This window comes from Amycolatopsis sp. FDAARGOS 1241 (genome assembly GCF_016889705.1).
In the GTDB taxonomy this organism is placed as follows: domain Bacteria; phylum Actinomycetota; class Actinomycetes; order Mycobacteriales; family Pseudonocardiaceae; genus Amycolatopsis.
In genome coordinates, this window is record NZ_CP069526.1 from 2,453,390 (window position 1) to 2,471,898 (window position 18,509).

Consider the following 18,509-nt stretch of genomic DNA (forward strand, 5'->3'; position numbering starts at 1 on the left):
CTGCCCGGTCGCGACCCGTCACTCGAAGGGCCAGCGGGCGTCCCGCCCGGCCTCCAGGAGCGGGATCATCCGGAACGCCTGGTCGGTCAACCCGCCGAACGTGTGCCGGTTGCCGCCGCCGCTCGGCGCGTGGCCGAGCCGGTAGCCGGCGAGGTTCCACGTGTACAGCGAGGTGCGCGCCGGCACACTGTGCCCGACGTCGCCGTAGGACGCCTGCTCGTCGGTGAGGATCACCACGCGGTCGTGCCCGCGCAGGTGCTGCCGCACCGCGGCTTCGGTGTCCGTGCCACCGCCGAGGAAGTACTCACCGGTCCGCCACCGCTCCAGCGCCTTGAGCAGCGACTCCCCGCGGTGCAGCGGGAACGGCACCGTCTGGTGCGAGAACGACACGACTTCGGCCTCGGCGCAGCGCAACGCGAGCGCGATGCCGAACACGGCCGCCGCGTCCCAGCGCAGGAGCGTGCCGTCGCGCGAGAATCCCGAGTGCATCGACGACGACGTGTCCACGAGCACCAGCGTGCGACCCGGCAGCGCCGGGACGTTGCCGAGTGCGTGCGTGATCGCCTGCTCCAGCGACCAGCCCCAGCGAAGCGACGGCGCCGCGCGGTAGGCCGACAAGAACCGCATCGGCAGCTGCCGCGAGCGCGCGACCTGCGTCGGATCGGCCAGCCGCGTGGCCACGGTCTGCGCGACCTCGTCCGAGACCCCCGCCTCGTCGAAGTTGCGCAGGTTCCGCAGCAGCGCCATGTACCCCATCGACGGGATCATCGCTTTCCACACGGCCGCGGTCAGCGGCCCCTGGAGCCAGCCGGCGAGCGACTCCCACGTCATCCCGGCCCGGCGCAGCGTCTCCGCGGCGCCCGCGGAGGTGAACAGCTCCCGCCGCCGCTCGACGGGCCACGCCATCAGCTCGCGGTGCGCGCTGAGGGTGGTCAGCGCGGCCGGGAGCTCGCGGTTGGCGTGGAAACGCACGTCGAGCACGTGCTCGAACAGCGCGTCCTGCCACTCCCGGTCCGGTTCCGGGTGGGTGAGCCCGAGGACGTCGGCGAAGCGGAACGAACGCGCGTCGGAGTCCCACTTGAGGTACGAGGTCTCCGTGTAGAGCCGCTTCACGCCGTCGGCGATCCCGCGCTTCACCGGCTTCGGCACGTTCTTGCCGTGCACGGCGGTCCAGTACGCGAGCAGCTCGCCCGGCTCGTCGGCCCGCTGCAGGACGCTCGAGACGACCGGGCGCGCCATGCCGTCGAGGCCGGCTTCACGCCGCGCGGCCGTGAACTCCGCCGCGCCGACGAGGGCGGCGGTGCGCAGGTTCGCGTCGCCGCGCAGCCACGCGAGAAACCGGGCCGTCCACTCGGGATCGGCCAGGGTCGCCGCGCGGACGAGCTCGGCGTAGCGGGTGTCGCGCTGCTCCGCGCTCTCGTAGAAGGTGTGCTCGCCCACGAAATTGCTGACGGCGAGCAGGAACAGCTCGCTCCGGGCGTCACGCGTGTAGCCGGCGCCGCCCCCGTGGGTGCGGCCGCTCGCGACGGCGTCGGTGCGGACCGGGGACCGCGCGGCGGCGCGGCGCGCGCCGAAGATGTTGAACTTGGCCATGGAGAACCCCTCTTCGTGGAGGGGAGCGCCACTCCGGGCGAGCCCGAGAAAAAAGTCGGCGACGGTACCGTTGCTGCTCTGCCGTGTTGAGCTACACCGCGGTTTCCCGCGGTGACGGGATTCGAACCCGCAACCCGCCCATTCTCAGTGGAAGTAACCGTTGCCTGCGCACCGGGCTCGCCTGGAAGTGGTTGCTCCCGAGTAAAAGCCGCCCTGCGGTCGGTTTCGGTCGAGGAAGCAACCGCGGGCTTCGCACCGGGAGTGCGTTGTCTTGTTGTCGAAGTCGGTGTGCTGCATCGCACGAATTTCCCTGTGGCGCAAGGAGGTCGTGGCAGCCGGATTCTGGTGTGCCCGAGAAAGGTCGGCGACGGTACCGTCGCCCTGTGGCCAGGGCGCCACCCCGGTTGCCCGGGGGGCAGGACTCGAACCTGCGGATACCAGTTGAAGTAACCGTTGCCTGCGCACCGGGCCCACCTGAATCCGGCTTCGGCGCTCAACCGTGGAGGGTTCGCGCCGGAAGCACCTGATGAAGGTAGCAACGGGAACCGGCGTGTGTCGCGCTATTTTTCGCCCTTCACCGCGGGCGGACGTGCGGGCGCGCGCCCGGCTTCGGCGTCCAGCGCCGGCAATCGGTGCGTCGCGGTGTCCCAGCCGGACTCGGCGGCGTGGCGCCTCGCTTCGGTGCGGTGGTCGCCGCCCAGCAGCGCTCGGGCGTGGGCCGGCAGGTCCGCGGGACGGTCGACGGGGAAGAACCGGGCGGAGGGTGGTGCCCGAGAAAGTGGTGCGGGCAGCGGGGCTTTCGGCGGCGAGCACGGGCAGCCCACTGGCGAGCGCTTCCAGCAACACGAGACCCAGGGTGTCCGTGGTGGACGGAAGCACGAACAGGTCGGCGGTGCGGTAGGCCTCGGCGAGGGCGTCGCCGTGCAGCATGCCGGTGCGTTCGGCGCCGTCGTCCACATCGGATCCCTGACGAAGGCGACCTCGCCGAACTTCCGCATCGCCGCGCCGGCCGCGCGCGGCCCCGTGCTCGAACGCCTGCGCATCGTCCAGGTCGTCGACACCTTCCTCGTGCCACGGCCGTTGCAGGAGGCCACTTTGGACCTCCTCGGCGCACCCCCGCGTGGCGCCGGCACCTGCGCGCCCTCACCACCGGCCTGCGCGCCCGCCCCGACGCCCTGGCCACCGCGCTGCGGCGCGACCTGCCGGCCCTCGCCCCGGCCACCCTGCCGACCGGCGGCCACTACCTGTGGGTGCGGTTGCCGGCCGGCACCGACGAGACGGCCCTGACGACCGCGGCGTTGCGCGCGGGAGTCGCGGTTTCGCCTGGCCGGGCTTACTTCGCGGCCGAAGCATCAGCCCCGCACCTGCGCCTCGGTTTCGCCGACACCGCCGGTGCCGACGAGATCACCGAAGGCGTCCGCCGGCTGGCGGCGGCGTGCGCCGAGGTGGGCGTCACGGTTCGATGACCAGCCGGCTGATCCGTCCGTTGTGGAGGGTGAAGCGGTGGTGCGGGTCGACGACGCCGCCGGGGAAGTTCCCTTCGAGGTGATACGTCGCGACGTACCGGCGGTCGTCGACGTGGTCCGTCGCGGTGAGCGTGCTGGTGTAGGTGTACTCGCTGCCCGCCCGGCGCAGCCAGCCGCCTATCTCGTCCGGGCCGCGGTAGGTGTGGCCGTCGTCGACGACGGTGGCGTCCGGGGTGAAGTGCGGCAGCGCCGCGTCGGCGTCGCGCATCTCGTGCGCGGCGAGGTAGTCGGTGATCGGCTTCGGGAGTGTCATGAGGTGCTCCTGTCTCGGGTTCACCTTCACCGTCGGGTCTCTCCCGGGGAGAAGGTCAAGGCGCCTCCCCGCCCCGGGTTGACCCTCTCCCCGGGAGAGGGTGCACAGTGAGGGCATGCGCCGTGGCCTGACGATCGGGGAGTTCGCCCAGCTCACCCGCCTGAGCGTGCGCACGCTGCGCCGCTACCACGAGGCGCGGCTGCTGGAGCCCGCGACGGTCGACGAGGCGACCGGCTACCGGTACTACTCGCGCGAGCAGATTCCGCCGGCGCAGGTGATCCACCGCCTGCGCGAGCTGGACGTGCCGCTGGCCGAGGTCGAGCGCGTCCTCGCGACGGACGACCCGGGTACTCGCGCCGGCCTGATCGCCGGTCACCTGCAGCGGCTTGAAGACCGGCTCGACCGCACGCGCACCGCGGTCACGTCGCTGCGGCAGCTGCTGCGCCCGGACGTCGCCGCGCTCGCGGTCGAGCTGCGCTCGGTGCCCGCGCGGACCGTGGCGGCGATCGAGGCCGTCGTGGACCTCGACGCGGTGCTCGGCTGGTACGACGGCGCGATGGCCGAACTGGACGCCGCCGTCGCCGGTCGCGAGGGGTTCGCGCCGCCGGGCGGCGTGTACGCCAACGAGCTGTTCACCACCGGCCGCGGCTCGATGCTCGTGTACCGGCCCGTCACCGACGCGCCCGCGATCGGCCGGGTCGCCCCGCGGACGTTGCCCGCCGTCGAACTCGCCGTGACCATCCACTCCGGACCACACGACGACCTCGACGTCACCTACGGGCGGCTCGGCGGCTGGGTCGTCGAGCACGCCCTGGCAGTCGACGGGCCGGTGCACGAGACGTACCTCTGCGGCCCCCGCGACACCCCCGATCCCCGGCGCTGGCGCACGGAGATCGGCTGGCCCGTGTTCCGCCTGTCGCCACCGTGACCGCTGCGATCGGCCGCACCCGAGGGCCCGCCACCGATCGCGCCACGCGTGCCCGATCAAGGTCTTGAGCAGCGGAGGAGCCAGCGCACCTGAGGGCTCCTCGCCCGGTTCCGCGGTATCGTCCGGCCAGGAGGTGGCTGGGCCGGGACAGAGATGGGCGCTGAGCCGGCGCGACCGCGAACGGGCCGCGCTGGAGCAAGTGCTGCGTGACGTGCGGGCCGGGCGGAGCCGGGTGCTCGTGGTCCACAGCGAGTCAGTGAGGCCGGCGTGGGCAAGACCGCGCTGCCCGAGCACTCGCCGGCCAGGCGCCGGGACCCGTCGTCGGACGGTCGGCGCGGTGAGCGTGATCTCTCCGCTGCCCGGGTTGACCCGTCCCGGGCGGACTGGCCATACTCGTTCGTCAGACGTTCAACTGTACGACTGACGAACACAAGGAGAGAAGACTCATGGCCAGGCTGGACTACGCGGACGCGGACAGCGAGGTCGCTGACCGCATCCGCGCGCGCCGAGGGGGGCGCCTGACCCCGTTGGACCGGATGTTGCTGCACAGCCCGCCGTTCGCCGACGGCTGGAACAACCTGCTCGGCGCGATCCGCAAGCAGGGTGTCCTGCCGGGCGCGCTGCGCGAGCTGGCGATCCTGCGCGTCGCCGAACTCAACGGCGCCGAGTACGAGTGGACGGCGCACGCGCCCGTCGCCGAGGCCGAGGGGCTCGCACCCGAGCGGATCGCGGCGCTGCGCCGCAGCGGTGACCCGAGCGTGCTCGACGAAGCGCAGCAGGCCGTGCTCGCGTACACCGACGCGATGACGAAGCGGATCGCCGTGCCGGACAAGGTGTTCCTGGCTCTGCAGAAGCACTTCGGGGACCAGGAGATCGTGGAGCTGACCGTGACGATCGGCGCGTACAACCTCGTGTCACGGTTCCTGGTCGCGCTCGAGGTCGGCTCGTGACCGACCCGCGCAACCCGGGTCCCGCCCCCTGTCCGCACCCGCCGGCGGTCCCGTTGCCCGCCGACAGCTGCGACGCGCACTGCCACGTCTTCGGCCCCACGGCCAGGTTTCCGTACGCCGAGGGCCGGCCGTACACGCCGCCGGAATCGCCGAAGGAGGACCTCCGGGCACTGCACCGGGTGCTCGGGTTCGAGCGCGCGGTGCTGGTGCAGCCCGCGTGTCACGGTGCGGATCACTCGGCGCTGCTCGACGCGCTGGAGACCTCCAGTGGCCGCTACCGCGGGGTCGCGCTGGTCGGGCTGGACACGTCCGCCGCGGAGGTGCAAAGGCTGCACGACGCCGGGGTCCGTGGTGCGCGGCTGAACTTCACGCCGCACCTCGGCCCGGCGCCGGCGCGTGAGGAGATCGACCGGATCGTCGCCCTGATCCGGCCCCACGGCTGGCACCTCGCGCTGCACGTCGCGGGTGAGGGCATCGCCGAGCACGCGGACCTGGTGCGATCACTGAAGATCCGCGTCGTGATCGACCACTTGGCCCGCGTGGACCTGCACCAGGGACTCGACAGCGCGGCCGTGCGAGCGCTGCTCGAGCTGCTCGCGACGGGTTCGGTGTGGGTCAAGCTGAGCGGCGCCGACCGGCTCGCGACGCGGCCGCCGAGCCTCGCGGATGCCCTCGAGCTGGCCCGGCTCCTGGCCGCCCGGGCGCCGGAACGCGTGGTGTGGGGTACGGATTTCCCCCACCCCAACACGAACGGCTTCGTGCCCAACGACGGTGATCTCGCCGATCTGATCGCCGAGATCGCGCCGGACGAGGCCGCGCGCGAGCGGCTGCTCGTCACGAACCCCGCGGCGTGTTTCGACTTCCCGGACCGCGCCCTCCAGGACCGCTAGTGCAGGCCCGCGATGTCCTGGGTGATCGCGTCGGCCGTTTCGAGCAGCCGGGGCACGAACCGCTCGCGCAGCTCGTCCAGCGACACGCGCGCGGCGTTCACCGACACGTTCAGCGCGGCCAGGGTCCGGCCGCCGGCTCCGCGCACGGGCGCGGCCGCGGACCGCACGCCCTCCTCGCGTTCCCCGTCGACCACGGCGTACCCCAGCTCGGCCACCCGCCGCAGCTCGGCCCGCAGCTCCGCGGCGTCGGTGATGGTGTGCGGCGTGAGTGGTTCGAGCTCGACACCGTCCAGGTAGGACCGCAGCTCCGTCTCGGGCAGTGCGGCCAGCAGGACCCGGCCCATGGAGGTCGGGTAGGCCGGCAGCCGCGAGCCGACGTTGAGCGTGATGGACATCGACCGCGACGCCGGAACCCGGGCCACGTAGACGATTTCGGGACCGTCCAACGTGGCCATCGAGCACGATTCGCGCAGTTCGTCGGCGAGCTCGCGCATGTGCGGCTGGGCGTGCTCCCAGAACGGCAGGGCCGCGAGGTAGCCGTAGCCGAGCCGCAGCACGCGCGCGGTGAGGCGGAAGTGGCGGTCGTCGGACTCGGCGAACCCCAGGCGCTCCAGGGTGAGCAGGATGCGGCGCGCGGTGGCGCGGGTGAACCCGGTGGCCGCCGCCGCGTCGCTGACCGTCATCGCGGAGCGCTCGGCGGAGAAGACCTGCAGCAACCGGAAGGCCTTTTCGACCGAATCGATGACGTCGGGGTCTTCTCTCGACACTGCGGTCCCTTTCCCTGTTCGCTGCCTGACGAGCACGGTACCCGAGCGAAGGTGAGGAACGACGGATGACGGACGGGCTGCTCTACGTGCTGTCCGAACCCGGCGCGGTCGGCGAGGACGAGTTCCACGACTGGTACGACACCGAGCACGCACCCGCGCGGGTGGCCGTGCCCGGCGTGCGCAGCGGGCACCGCTACGGCGCGCTCGACGGGGCGACTCCGACGTGGCTTGCCTGCTACGAACTCGACCTCGCCGCGCTGGCGAGCGCCGAGTACGCCGCCGCGCGCCGGCGCAGCCCGCGAGAGCGATCGGTGGTCGACCGGCTTGCGACGCTCGACCGGCGCGTGTACCAACTCACCGCCACCTACGGCGAGTACACCGGGCCGGCGCCGGTGATCGTGTCGGTCGCGCTGACCGGCGACGAACCGGCCCTCGATGAGTGGTACCGCGAGGAGCACGTGCCGCTGCTGCTGCGCGTGCCGGGCTGGCACCGCATCCGGCGCTACCGCCGCGTCGAGGGCGCCGGTCCGGAACTGCTGGCGTTCCACGAGATCTCCGGGGCCGGGCTGTTCGACGAGCCCGGCTACCGGCACGCGACCTCGACCCCGTGGCGGGACCGGGTGATGGCGACCGTGACCGCGCGCGAACGACGCGTCTTCGGCCACCACACCACGGTCCGCTGACGGCTCACACGGGGTTCAGCCCGGACTCCCCGGTGATGTCGTGCGCGAGCTTCCGGTGTTCGAACAGCCAGCCGCCGGCGGTCTCGACCACGAGGTCGGTGTAGGTGCCGGCCACCGCGATTACCGGGCCCGCAGGCGTGTCGCGCACGACGAGGAAGTTCGAGCGCACCCTCGCGCGGTCGCCGTCGAGCCGGATGACGACGTTCGTCGTGAGGTGCTTGCGCCGCGTGCCGGGACCGGGTGGCGGCACGAGGGCCCGCAAGAAGTCCTCGATGGCCGCCGGTCCGGTGGCGCTGCCGTCGCGCGATTCCCACGTGCCGGTTGCGGTGAACAGGCGGGAGAACTCGGCGAGTTCGTAGCCGTCGAGCAGGAAGCAGTATTCGGCGAGCAGTTCGCGGATGTCGTCCTTCGCGCTCACGAGGGCACCAGCTCCGTGGTGACCGTCCGGCGGGCGGCGATCGGGGAGCGCGTCCTGGTCATGGTGAGCACTGCGCCCACGACCAGCAGCGCTCCGGCGACGACGAACGCCATGCCGTACCCGCCCGACCACGAGATCACGAACCCGGTGGCGATCGGGGCGAGCACGCCGAAGCCGTTGCCGCCCACCATGAGGATCCCGTTGGCGCGCCCGGTGTCGGCCGGGTCGGCCAGCAAGTCGTTGAGCAGCGCGATGTTCAGCCCGACCGCGCTGCCGATGCTCGTGAGCGACAGGGAGAACAGCACGAGGATCAACGGAGCGCTCGAGACGAACGGGGTGACGAGGATGCACGAGGACACCAGCATCGTCACGGTCACGATCACCCGGCGGCGCCCGGAACCGGCGGGCTGCCCGCGCAGCAGGCGGTCGCTGAGGTAACCGATGAGCATGGTCCCCGGCACCGCGACCGCGTAGGGCACGGCGGTGTAGAGGCCGGATTTGAGGACGGTGAGACCGTGGGTCGCCTGCAGGTAGCTCGGCAGCCACGTGAGGAACATGTAGACGGTGTAGACGGCGCAGCCCTGCGCCGCGAACATGCCCCACATCGTGCGCGAGCGCAGGAGCGCGCCGAGCGAATTGCCGCCGCCGGAGCCGCCGGCCCCGCCGGGGTTGCCGCGCTCGGCGAGGATCTTCGTGCGCTCCGCCTCGCGGATGAACCGCGCCTGCTCCGGTCGCTTGTAGACGAAGATCCACGCCAGCAGCACGAGCGCGCCGATCATCGCGCCGAAGTAGAAGCCGCTGCGCCACCCGAACTGCCCGACGAGGAACCCGACGACGATGGAGCCGATCGCGGGCCCGGCGTAGCCGCCGGCGTTGAAGACCGTGGTGGCGAGGCCCCGTTCCCGCGTCGGGATCCACTCGCGGATCACCGCGGCGCCGGCCGGGTAGGTCGACGCTTCGCCGACGCCCATGATGAGCCGGAACGCGAAGATCGAACCGAACCCGCCGGACAGTCCCGTCAGAAGGGTCGCCACGGTCCACAGCGCGAGGCCGGAGACCGTCGACGGTTTGGTGCCGATCCGGTCCGTGAGAATGCCCCAGGGCAGCACGAAGACCAGGTAGCTCCACAGGAACGCGGACAGGAGCAGGCCCAGCTCGGGTGCGGAGAGCCCGAGTTCCTTCGAGACGGGCTTCGCGGCCACGGACAGGATGACGCGGTCGACGTAGTTGACCGTCACCGCGCCCAGCAGCAACAAGTAGACCAGCGTGCGCCCGGTTCTCATGGTTCTCATGCTCGGTTCCCTTCCGCGCTGACGGGACCATAGTGTGTGCGACTGACGTACATATGGACGTCTGACGAACAGAGATAGTGGGTCACGGTCCCCGTGATGTCAATCCCGGCGACGCCGGAGCCCGCGGGGCACTGTTGCCGGCCGCTCGGCCCTCGAGTCCCGTTCGCCCCGGTCGAGCGGGGCCGGCCGGAGTTAGCGTGGCGCGATGATCACTTCCCCCGACTACGCCCTGACCAACGCGTGGGAGCGCGCCCGGCGCAGGCTCACGGGCCTCGAACAGACCTACGACCCGACGACGCGCCGGCGCCTGAGCGCGCTCGGGCTCGCGCCCGGCTGGAAGTGTCTGGAGGTCGGCGCGGGTGCCGGGTCGATCGCGCGGTGGCTCGGGGAGCAGGTCGGTCCTTCGGGCTCGGTGAGCGCCGTCGACCTCGACGTCAGCGGGCTGCGCGACCTGCCGGCGAACGTCGAGGTGCGCCAGGCCGACGTGCGGTCCGACCCGCTGCCCGAGGCCGCGTTCGACCTTGTCCACGCGCGGCTGCTGCTCAACCACCTGGCCGAGCGCGAGGCCGTGCTCGATCGGCTCGTCGCGGCGCTGCGCCCGGGCGGCCGGCTCCTGCTGGAGGAGGGCGACACGTTCTCCATCGGTGCGATCGACGAGGACCCCGACCACGCCCGCGCGATGCGTGCTTGGTGCGACGTCCTCGCGACGGCCGCCGACGTCGATTTCGGCCGGAAACTGCCGTGGCTGGTGGTTTCGCGTGGGTTGACCGACGTCGGCGTCGAGTGCGAACTCCCGTACGCGGAGGGCGGTTCGCTCGGGACGGAGTGGCTGGCGCTCACGTTCGACCAGCTGAACGAGCGCGCCGGCGGGCAGATCCTGGACGCGGAGACGATCGAGCGGTGGAAGGACAAGCTCGCGCAGCCGGGGCGGTGGTTCGCCTCGCTCGGCCTGGTGGCCGTGAGCGGCCGCCGCGCCTAGTCCGTGCCTAGTCCGTGTCCTGGTCCTGAATGCGATTCTCGGGGAGTTGCGCGAAGTGGGTCCTCAGCGTGGTTTCCTCCGTGGTCCGGTCCCACCAGCACGTGCAGGAGCCCGGAAAAAGGGGGCTGCACCGCGCCGCTCGACGCCATCACGGTCGAGGGGAAGCGCTCGGACGCTCCCGCGGCGGACTGAGCACCACGATTCCTCTCGCCGTCGACGGGCGCGGGCTGCCGATGCGGGCGTTGTTTACCGGCGGCCAGGCCGCCGACAACCCGCAGCTGTGTTCGCTGCCGGACTGCATTGCGGTCGCTCGACGTGGCACCGGCCGGCCACGATGCCGACCCGACACGCGATGCGCACACGGCGGATCCACTTCGTCAGCCCCGAGCCCGACGACCGGATCACCCGCCGCGCCGCGAACGGCTCGCGCGGCGGGCGGCCACCCGCCTTCGACGCCGAGACCGAGCAGCACCGCACGGTGGTCGTACGCTGCGTCAACCGGCTCGAGCAGTTGCGCGACCTGGCCACCCGCTACACCAACCGCGCCGCCTGCTACCAGGCCGAACTCACCCTCACCGCCCTCATCCTCTGGCTCAGATACCTGACAGGGCAGGACCTAGTTCGTCAGCCGGGCCTTGAGCTCCGTCATGAAAGCCCGGTCGTGGTTGCTCAGGCGATCCAGGTCGATCTCCCGCGGCAGTTCGTCGCCCGATTCGCGGTCGAGCAGGTACTTGACCGTCTCGCGCGCCACGGCGTGCGTGTCGAGGTCCGGGATCAGCAGATCGTCGAGCACCGCGTGCGACATCGTGATCCGGTGCTGCGTGGTGTCCAGCCCGTCCCGCACGACGGCCCGGTACTCCATCGGGCCCGTGCGCGTGATCTCGACGTGTTCGCTCATCGGCTGAGTCTAGCTCCGGCAACCGCGGGAAACGGCCGCGATGAAATGCTTCCGGGGTCGGTGGCCCGGTGTTCGGCGTCCCGGCGCGATTTTCCCGGCGGCGTAGGATACTTCGGCTTGCCCGCCGGACTTCCGAGCCGCGGGCCCGGCCCGAGGAGTCGCCGTTGACGGCAGCAGTGCAGGCCCCGTCGTCCACATGGGCGCCGTTGCGGCGGCAGGCCTTCCGCGCGTTGTGGATCGCGCAGCTGGGCTCGAACATCGGCAGCTGGATGCAGTCGGTGGGAGCGCAGTGGACGGTCGTGCACCAGCCCGAGGCCGCCACGCTCACGTCGATCGTGCAGGCCGCGAGCCTGATCCCGGTGCTGTTCGTGTCGCTGCCGGCCGGGGTGCTCGCCGACGTGCTGGACCGGCGGCGGCTCATCGGCGTGCTCACCGCGGTCATGGTCGTCATCACGGCGATCCTGGCGGTGCTGAGCGCGCGGCAGCTCGTGCCGCCGGCGACGCTAATCACGATCACGCTGCTGCTCGGTGCGTGCCAGGCGCTGATGAGCCCCGCGTGGCAGGCGATCCAGCCCGAGCTGGTGCCGCGCGCGGAACTGCCGTCGGCGGCCGCGCTCGGCAGTCTCAACGTCAACATCGCCCGCGCGATCGGCCCCGCGCTGGCCGGGTTCGTGCTGGCGCTGACCGGGCCCGCGGTCGTCTTCGGCGTCAACGCGGTGTCCGACGTGCTGATCCTCGTGGCCGTTCTGAGGTGGCGCCGCAAACCTGCGGAATCGGCCGGCCCCGGGGAACCGCTGCTGCCCGCCTTGCGGGCCGGCATCCGGTATGTGCGCTACGCGCCCGGCGTCCGGCGGATCCTGCTGCGCGCCTTGGTCTTCGTGCTCCCCGCGTCGGCGCTGTGGGGTCTGCTGCCGGTCGTCGCGGCCGCGCAGCTGGGCCTCGGTTCCGGCGGGTACGGCGTGCTGCTGGGCGCGCTCGGCCTCGGCGCCGTGGGCGGCGCGGTGGTGATGCGGCCGCTGCGGGCGCGGCTGGGCCGCAACACGATGCTCGCCGCCGCGACTCTCGCGTATGCCGTGGGCGTGTTCGCCGCGGCGCTGCTGCCCAACGCGGTCGCCGTCGCGCTCCTGCTGGTGCTCGGCGGCACCGGCTGGCTCATCGGGCTGTCCACCCTGAACACCACGCTCCAGCTCGCGCTCCCCGGCTGGGTCCGCGCCCGGGCACTGGCCGTGTACCTCATGATCTTCCTCGGCGGCCAGGGTGTCGGCGCCCTGATCTGGGGCCTGGTGGCCGCGGGCCTGGGTGCGGCCGCGACGCTGACGATCTCCGCCGTGCTGCTCGTGCTCGGCGCGGTTTCCCTGGTGGTGCTGCCGATCCACCCGCGCACGGGCGAGCTGGACCGGACCGTCGTGATGCCGTGGCCCGAACCCGAGATCGGCATCCTCGCAGACGGCGAAGCGCAGCTCGACCCCGCGGCCGGCCCGGTGCTCGTCGAGGTCTCCTACCACGTGCCGCCGGAGAACGCGGCGGAATTCCTGAAGGTCCTCGCGCGCGTGGGCGTCTCCCGCCAGCGCACGGGCGCCCGGAGGTGGTCGGCCTACCGCGACCTGGCCGCCCCCGACCGCTACTGCGAGGTGTTCGAGGTCGGCACCTGGGCCGAACACCTGCGCCAGCACCACGAACGCATCACCGGCGTCGACGCCGGCCTCTACCGCAAGGCCGCGGGGTTCGCGCTCGAACCGCCGGAGAACCGGCACCTGCTCGCGACCGGCCGTTAGCCCGCCGGGCGCAGCAGCGCGGTGAGCTCGCGTCGGCTGCGCACGCCGGTCTTGGCGAACACGCTCGTGAAGCGGTTCTGCACCGTCCAGCCCGAGCTGACCAGCTCGGCCGCGATCTGGGCAGTCGAGCGCCCGGCGAGCATCAGCGCGACGACCTCGGTCTCGCCGGCCGACAGGCCGTAGCGGGCACGCCACGCGTCGGTGGTCGGCGGCGGCGCGGCCGACTGCAGGATCAGCGCGACGCGGCCCGGGGTCGTGACCGAAGCGGTCAGCGACAGCCACTGCCCGGAACGGCTTCGCGTGCGCAGGAACGCGGGCGAACCCGTCCGGGCCAGGGCAGCCAGCCCGAGCGCGACCTCGGGCGTCAGCTGCCTCGCTTCGTCCGGGTCACGCAGGTCGGTGAGTGCGGCGGCGGCCGGTGCGGTCGACTCGACGACGCGGTCGGCGTCGTCGAGCACGAGCATCGGTCAACCCGGCGGCGGGCGCCGTGGGCGATGGCCCGAGTACCCCGTCACGGACGCCCATCGCCAGCGTGCCCGCCACTTCAGCGGTGACGGCGACCTCGTCCGCGTCGAACGCCGCGCGCGGTCGCGGCGGAACAGGTGCAGGAACCCCCACACGCGGCCGCCGTCCTGCACGACGGTGCGGAGCTCGTCGCCGAAGCCCGCCGGGTGGATCAATGCGCGGTAGCGCTTGCTGCGACCGGGGTCGCCGCCCGTCACGGCCGGCAGCGACGCGGCCGGGGTCCGCGCGCGGACCCTCGCGGGCAGCTTGAGGAAGTCCGGCTGCCCGTACTCGTTGCGGTACAGCAGGGGCGCACCGGCCCGGTCGACGCCGCACGACACGATCCCCGTTGTCATCGCCGAATCAGGGTCGATCTCCGCGAAGCAGTAGGCGTCGGCGCCGACCTCGGCGGCCAGCCGCGCGGCCGATTCGTGCCGGAACGCCGCGGAACCCAGGCCGCGGCGCGCGAGGGCGCGGACGTCCCGGCGCAGTGCCGCGGTGCCTCGAGTGCTCACCACAGTTGATCAGGCTGGATCCCGCGCGAACACCGGTGCGGCGGTGTGTGAGGCAGTCGTCACCGGCCGTCGGTGAGGAAGTCCGCCGCCGCTTCCGCGATCACCACGGTCGGCGCCTGGGTGTTGGCCGACGTGATCACGGGCATCACCGACGCGTCGACCACCCGCAGCCCGTCGAGCCCGTGCACCCGGAGGCGCGCGTCGACCACCGCGCCCTCGCCCGGGCCCATCGCGCACGTACCGCAGGTGTGGAAGTACGAGACGCAGGACATGCGCACGAACCGCGCCAGCTCGGCGCGGCTCAGCCGGCCGCGCGGGGCGACCCACGACGGCGCGAGCTTGCGGTACGGCGGTCGGTCGGCGAGCTGCAGGCCCAGCTCGACACCCGCGACCGCGGCGTCGACGTCGGCTTGCTCCGCGAGGAAGTTCGGCTGGATCTCCAGGTCGCCGTCCGCCGACACTCGGCGTAGGAAACCACGGCTCCGGGGGCGCACGAGCGCCGGCACGATGCCGATCGCCCCAGGCGGCGGCGGGTACTCGGCCGCGATCTCCGGCGAGAGGTACGGGACCTGCATCGCGAGCACCATGAGATCCGCGGCCGGCAGGTCTGCGCGGCTCTTGCAGAACGTGGCCGTGCCGGACAGCTCGGCGTTGACGGGCGGCTGGGGCTCTTCCGGTTCGAAGCACAGCCCCGCCACCAGCGGGTGGTCCTGCAGGTTGCGCCCGACTCCGGGCAAGCCGGCGACGACGTCGACGCCGAAGCGCCGCAGCTCCTCCGCCGGGCCGACGCCCGACCTGAGCAGCAGCCGCGGGGTGTCGACCGCACCGGCCGCCAGGAGGACCTCGGCCGAGGCAGTGGCCACGTGCCGCTGCCCGCGCCATTCGTAGGAGACGCCGGTGCACCGCGAGCCCGAGAACTCGAGCCGGTGCACCCGGGCCTCGGTGCGCAGCGTCAGCCGCGGGTGGTCGAGCAGCGGTTCGAGGTAGCCGTTCCAAGGGCTCCAGCGCCGGCCGTCGCGGACGTTCATCGCCACCGGTCCCGCGCCGAGCGGTTCCGGCACGTTGTGGTCCGGCAGGCAGGGGAGGCCGAGGCTCAGGGCGGCCTCGACGAACACCGTCGTGGCCGGCCGCAGGTCCTTCTCGCGCTCGACGCGGATCGGGCCGCCGGCGCCGTGGTACTCGTCTTCGCCGTCTTCCCAGTCCTCCGCCCGCCTGAACAGCGGCAGCAGCGACTCGAAGTCCCAGCCAGGGTTGCCGAGCCTGGCCCAGGTGTCATAGTCGCGCCGGTGGCCGCGTGCCCACGCCATCGCAGTGACGCTGCCGGAACCGCCCACGACGTTCCCGCGCGCCAACGGCACCGCACGTCCAGCGGTGTGCGGCGCCGGCTCGTCGCTGTACTGCCGGTCGAACTCCGAGCCGACGTTCGCCACCCACCGCGTCGGCGTCGTGGGGGTGGGCGCGTCTGCTCGGCCGGTGCCGGCTTCGAGCACGAAAACCCGCGCTTCGGTGCGCCGCAGCAGGCGCGCCGCCAAGACGCACCCGGCGGAGCCGGCACCCACCACGACGTAGTCGAATCCGCTCTCGCCCATCGGGAAGTCCTTTGTGGTCGGGGAAGAACCGGCAGATGGTCTCGGTGCCGAGACTACGAAGGCCGCGCCGAGGGCCGGTACCCGGAGAACTGCGGACTCGCGGCCCGCGCGTGCCCAGCGTGCCTCGTCCCGGCTGACCGGAATACAGTCGTCCGCATGAGCAGGAGCGAGGGCCCGGCCGGGGCCAACCCGCCGCCGCAGTACCCGATCGAATCCGTCGACAACGCGCTCAAGCTGTTGCTGCTGTTCGGCGAACGGTCCGAGGTGCGCCTGGCCGAGGTGAGCGAGTACCTCGGCGTCGCCTCGTCGACGGCCCACCGGCTCATGGCGATGCTGCTCTACCGCGGCTTCGTGCGCCAGAACCCGGCTACGAAGACCTACGAGCCGGGCACCGCGCTCACCGGCGTCGCGTTCTCGATCCTGGAGCGATTCGACTTCCGCCAGGTGCTGCGGCCCTACCTGGAACGCCTCAACGCCCAGCTGCGCGAGACCGTGCACCTCGGCGTGCTCGACGGCACGAGCGTGCGGTTCGTCGACGCGATCGAAAGCCCGCAGGCCGTGCGCGTCGCCTCGCGGCTGGGCAGCTCGCTGCCCGCGAGCTCCACCTCGTCGGGCAAGGCGATGCTCGCCGCACTGACCACCGATCAGCTCCGTGTCCTGTACCCGGACGAGCGGATCGCGGGGCTCACCGAGAAGAGCATCCGCACCCGCGACGAGCTCGAAGCGCAGCTGGAGCTGGTGCGCCAGCGCGGCTACGCGACCAGTTCCGAGGAGAGCGAGGCCGGCGTGTCGTCGGTGGCCGTCGCCTTCCCCGCCACGGTCGCGGCCGGCCGGATCTCGTTCAACGTCGCCGTGCCGGCGAGCCGCATGCCCGAGTCGCAGCAGGAGGTCGTCGCGAAGACCCTCCAGACGATCGTGCGCGAGGCAGCGCCGCTCCTGCACAGCTAGCACCGGTTTTTCACCACGGCGGTGACGGGGCCTTTGCCCAGGTCACCGCCGTTTTTTCGTGCCCGCGCGCGGCCCGGCCGGGGTCACTCGGCCGACTGGATCCGCCTGTTGAGGCTTGCCGTTCTGCTGTGCAGAAGACTACTCTTCCGATTGCGATCGTCACAGAGACGCCATATGAGAGGAGAACGAGATGCCGGTTGTTCACGCGGATCGCGCGAAGTGCAAGGGCTGGGCGAACTGCGTGGCGGGCGCCGACGACGTGTTCGACATCGACGACGACGGCGTGGTCACGCTGCTGCGCGAGTCCATCGCGCCGGACGAGGTGGGGCGCGTCGGCGAAGTCGCCCGTACGTGCCCGGAGGCGGCGCTGGCGGTGGACGAGGCATGAAACCGGGCACGGTCGTCGTCGGGGCGTCGGTCGCCGGCGTGCGCGTGGCGCAGGCCTTGCGGTCCCACGGCCACGAGGGCCGGATCGTCCTGGTGGGCCAGGAGGACGAGCTCCCGTACGACAAACCGCCGCTGTCGAAGGGCGTCCTCGCGGGGTCGGCCGGGCTCGACGACGTCCGGCTGCTCACCACGGAGGAGGCCGCCGACGCCGGCATCGAGCTGGAGCTGGGGCGCGCCGCGACCCGGCTCGACCTGGCCGGCTCCGTCGTCCACCTCGCCGGGGGGACGGCGCTGCCGTACACCGACCTGGTGATCGCCACCGGGGCGGGCGCGCGGCCGGCCGGCTGGGAGCACCTCGACGGCGTCCACGTGCTGCGCACTGCAGCCGACGCGGTCGCGCTGCGCGAAGACCTCGGCCGCGGCGGCCCGCTCGTCGTCATCGGCGGCGGCTTCATCGGCGCCGAGGTCGCGGCCACCGCCCGCGGACTCGGCCTGACCGACGTGACGGTGCTCGACGCGACGCCGACCTTGCTCGCGCGCTCGGTGCCCGCCGTCGTCGGGGACCGGGTCGCCGAACTGCACCGGCGCAACGGCGTGCAGGTGCGGCTCGGCGTGAAGGTGGACAGCGTCGACCGGATCGGCGGCGGGCTGCGGATCCGGCTCGCCGACGGGTCCGAAGTGGACGCCGCCACCGTGGTCGTCGGGATCGGCGCGGTGCCCAACGACGCGTGGGTGGCGGGCTCCGGGCTGAAGGTCGACGACGGCATCGTCTGCGACCGCTTCGGCCGCGCCGCGCCGCACGTGTTCGCCGTCGGCGACGTGTCCCGCTGGCAGGCGTCCCGCCACGGCAGTGCCGTGCGGGTCGAGCACTGGACCAACGCGGTCGAACAGGCGGCGGCGGTCGCACACACCCTCGCGCACCCCGAAGACCCGCGGGCACACACCCCCGTCGATTACGTCTGGACCGACCAGTACGACTGGAAGGTGCAGATCGCCGGCACCCCCGTCGCCGGCACCGAAGGCCGGCTTTTCGAGCGGGCCGGAGACAAGTTCGCCACCGTCTTCGGCACCGCGGACCGCTTCGCCGGCGCGGTCGTCGTCAACTGGCCCAAAGCACTCGTCGGCTGCCGGCGTGCGCTCGCGGCCGCAACCCCGGCGGCGGAGGTCTGCGAGCACCTCAACCGCCTGGCCCCAGTTTCCGAAGTGGCCCTCTGAAAGGAGCCGAAGTGGACTACGTCCTCAACCCGGGTGACATCTCCTGGCACCGCCTCGAAAAGCCCGGGTTCCCCGGCATCGGGTTCGAGTTCAGCGAAAGCGTGGTCGACGCCGACTACACGTCCGTCTACAGTGTCCAGCTCTCGAAGATCGGCCCGGGCGGCAAGTCGAAGCTGCACCGCGACCCCTACAACCACGCGTTCTACGTGACCGCGGGCAGCGGTTCGGTGCGCATCGGCAAGGATTCGTGGGACGTCGAGGTCGGCAGCGTCATCAAGATCCCCGCCGGCGAGATCCACGGGTTCTCCAACACCGGCGAGACCGACCTCGAATTCGTCGTGATCTACGACCCGCCCTACGTCGCGGGCACCGACCCGGTGCAGACGCTCGAGAACTGAC

At 72.3% G+C, this 18,509-nt stretch carries 21 protein-coding genes and 1 tRNA gene; 11 read left to right on the forward strand and 11 right to left on the reverse strand.

What is annotated here, in order from left to right; all coding sequences use genetic code 11:
• Nucleotides 1-18: 18 nt before the first annotated feature.
• From I6J71_RS12150 to I6J71_RS50130, 3 genes are all read right to left on the reverse strand, one after another.
• Nucleotides 19-1,593: a TROVE domain-containing protein gene (locus I6J71_RS12150; protein WP_204094811.1), complete on the reverse strand. Its 1,575-nt coding sequence runs from the start codon at nt 1,591-1,593 to the stop codon at nt 19-21.
• A gap of 105 nt (nt 1,594-1,698) precedes the next feature.
• Nucleotides 1,699-1,769: transfer RNA gene (locus I6J71_RS12155), tRNA-Ser, on the reverse strand.
• Entirely contained in the window at nt 1,738-2,523 is a 786-nt protein-coding gene (locus tag I6J71_RS50130) for a glycosyltransferase (protein ID WP_370542207.1), read from the reverse strand. The genes I6J71_RS12155 and I6J71_RS50130 overlap by 32 nt, the downstream gene beginning before the upstream one ends.
• A gap of 320 nt (nt 2,524-2,843) precedes the next feature.
• Between I6J71_RS50130 and I6J71_RS12165 the strand changes: the two genes are divergently transcribed.
• On the forward strand, nt 2,844-3,059 hold the full coding sequence (locus I6J71_RS12165) for a hypothetical protein (RefSeq protein WP_204094812.1): 216 nt from the start codon (nt 2,844-2,846) through the stop codon (nt 3,057-3,059).
• On the opposite strand, the gene I6J71_RS12170 is transcribed toward I6J71_RS12165, so the two are convergent.
• Complete coding sequence (locus I6J71_RS12170; RefSeq protein WP_204094813.1) at nt 3,046-3,372, reverse strand: nuclear transport factor 2 family protein; 327 nt, start codon at nt 3,370-3,372, stop codon at nt 3,046-3,048. The genes I6J71_RS12165 and I6J71_RS12170 overlap by 14 nt on opposite strands.
• Before the next feature lie 115 nt (nt 3,373-3,487).
• Here I6J71_RS12170 and I6J71_RS12175 point away from each other — a divergent pair, with 115 nt between their 5' ends.
• The 3 genes from I6J71_RS12175 to I6J71_RS12185 all read left to right on the forward strand — a co-directional run bounded on the left by I6J71_RS12175 (nt 3,488) and on the right by I6J71_RS12185 (nt 6,140).
• A complete protein-coding gene (locus tag I6J71_RS12175) occupies nt 3,488-4,300 on the forward strand; it encodes a MerR family transcriptional regulator (RefSeq protein ID WP_204094814.1) in 813 nt (270 codons plus the stop codon).
• 446 nt (nt 4,301-4,746) lie between these two features.
• On the forward strand, nt 4,747-5,250 hold the full coding sequence (locus tag I6J71_RS12180; protein WP_204094815.1) for a carboxymuconolactone decarboxylase family protein: 504 nt from the start codon (nt 4,747-4,749) through the stop codon (nt 5,248-5,250).
• Entirely contained in the window at nt 5,247-6,140 is an 894-nt protein-coding gene (locus I6J71_RS12185) for an amidohydrolase (RefSeq protein WP_204094816.1), read from the forward strand. The genes I6J71_RS12180 and I6J71_RS12185 overlap by 4 nt, the downstream gene beginning before the upstream one ends.
• Here I6J71_RS12185 and I6J71_RS12190 read toward each other — a convergent pair.
• Nucleotides 6,137-6,907: an IclR family transcriptional regulator C-terminal domain-containing protein gene (locus I6J71_RS12190; protein WP_204094817.1), complete on the reverse strand. Its 771-nt coding sequence runs from the start codon at nt 6,905-6,907 to the stop codon at nt 6,137-6,139. The genes I6J71_RS12185 and I6J71_RS12190 overlap by 4 nt on opposite strands.
• Nucleotides 6,908-6,972: 65 nt before the next feature.
• Between I6J71_RS12190 and I6J71_RS12195 the strand changes: the two genes are divergently transcribed.
• The gene (locus I6J71_RS12195; protein ID WP_204094818.1) at nt 6,973-7,590 is read left to right on the forward strand and encodes a hypothetical protein; all 618 of its coding nucleotides are present in this window, start codon (nt 6,973-6,975) and stop codon (nt 7,588-7,590) included.
• A 4-nt stretch (nt 7,591-7,594) separates the two neighbouring features.
• On the opposite strand, the gene I6J71_RS12200 is transcribed toward I6J71_RS12195, so the two are convergent.
• Entirely contained in the window at nt 7,595-8,008 is a 414-nt protein-coding gene (locus tag I6J71_RS12200; RefSeq protein WP_204094819.1) for a nuclear transport factor 2 family protein, read from the reverse strand.
• Nucleotides 8,005-9,300, reverse strand: coding sequence for an MFS transporter (locus I6J71_RS12205; protein ID WP_204094820.1), 1,296 nt, complete (start codon nt 9,298-9,300; stop codon nt 8,005-8,007). Before I6J71_RS12205 ends, I6J71_RS12200 begins: the two co-directional genes overlap by 4 nt.
• A 205-nt stretch (nt 9,301-9,505) precedes the next feature.
• Here I6J71_RS12205 and I6J71_RS12210 point away from each other — a divergent pair, with 205 nt between their 5' ends.
• A complete protein-coding gene (locus I6J71_RS12210; protein ID WP_204094821.1) occupies nt 9,506-10,279 on the forward strand; it encodes a class I SAM-dependent methyltransferase in 774 nt (257 codons plus the stop codon).
• 616 nt (nt 10,280-10,895) lie between these two features.
• Here I6J71_RS12210 and I6J71_RS48015 read toward each other — a convergent pair.
• The gene (locus tag I6J71_RS48015; RefSeq protein ID WP_239154706.1) at nt 10,896-11,177 is read right to left on the reverse strand and encodes a hypothetical protein; all 282 of its coding nucleotides are present in this window, start codon (nt 11,175-11,177) and stop codon (nt 10,896-10,898) included.
• 164 nt (nt 11,178-11,341) lie between these two features.
• Here I6J71_RS48015 and I6J71_RS12220 point away from each other — a divergent pair, with 164 nt between their 5' ends.
• Nucleotides 11,342-12,952 (forward strand): MFS transporter, encoded by a 1,611-nt coding sequence (locus I6J71_RS12220; RefSeq protein WP_204094823.1) that lies wholly within the window; start codon nt 11,342-11,344, stop codon nt 12,950-12,952.
• On the opposite strand, the gene I6J71_RS12225 is transcribed toward I6J71_RS12220, so the two are convergent.
• The 3 genes from I6J71_RS12225 to I6J71_RS12235 are packed head-to-tail and all read right to left on the reverse strand — an operon-like array spanning nt 12,949 to nt 15,560.
• On the reverse strand, nt 12,949-13,416 hold the full coding sequence (locus tag I6J71_RS12225) for a helix-turn-helix transcriptional regulator (RefSeq protein WP_204094824.1): 468 nt from the start codon (nt 13,414-13,416) through the stop codon (nt 12,949-12,951). The genes I6J71_RS12220 and I6J71_RS12225 overlap by 4 nt on opposite strands.
• A 3-nt stretch (nt 13,417-13,419) precedes the next feature.
• Nucleotides 13,420-13,971, reverse strand: coding sequence for a hypothetical protein (locus I6J71_RS12230; RefSeq protein WP_204094825.1), 552 nt, complete (start codon nt 13,969-13,971; stop codon nt 13,420-13,422).
• Nucleotides 13,972-14,030: 59 nt separating this feature from the next.
• Complete coding sequence (locus tag I6J71_RS12235) at nt 14,031-15,560, reverse strand: GMC family oxidoreductase (RefSeq protein ID WP_204094826.1); 1,530 nt, start codon at nt 15,558-15,560, stop codon at nt 14,031-14,033.
• Nucleotides 15,561-15,716: 156 nt separating this feature from the next.
• Here I6J71_RS12235 and I6J71_RS12240 point away from each other — a divergent pair, with 156 nt between their 5' ends.
• The 4 genes from I6J71_RS12240 to I6J71_RS12255 all read left to right on the forward strand — a co-directional run bounded on the left by I6J71_RS12240 (nt 15,717) and on the right by I6J71_RS12255 (nt 18,508).
• On the forward strand, nt 15,717-16,508 hold the full coding sequence (locus tag I6J71_RS12240; protein WP_204094827.1) for an IclR family transcriptional regulator: 792 nt from the start codon (nt 15,717-15,719) through the stop codon (nt 16,506-16,508).
• Between the two features lie 190 nt (nt 16,509-16,698).
• Nucleotides 16,699-16,896, forward strand: a complete 198-nt coding sequence (locus I6J71_RS12245) for a ferredoxin (RefSeq protein ID WP_204094828.1) — start codon at nt 16,699-16,701, stop codon at nt 16,894-16,896.
• The gene (locus I6J71_RS12250) at nt 16,893-18,110 is read left to right on the forward strand and encodes an NAD(P)/FAD-dependent oxidoreductase (protein ID WP_204094829.1); all 1,218 of its coding nucleotides are present in this window, start codon (nt 16,893-16,895) and stop codon (nt 18,108-18,110) included. The genes I6J71_RS12245 and I6J71_RS12250 overlap by 4 nt, the downstream gene beginning before the upstream one ends.
• A gap of 11 nt (nt 18,111-18,121) precedes the next feature.
• A complete protein-coding gene (locus I6J71_RS12255) occupies nt 18,122-18,508 on the forward strand; it encodes a cupin domain-containing protein (protein WP_204094830.1) in 387 nt (128 codons plus the stop codon).
• The last annotated feature ends 1 nt before the right edge of the window (nt 18,509 follow it).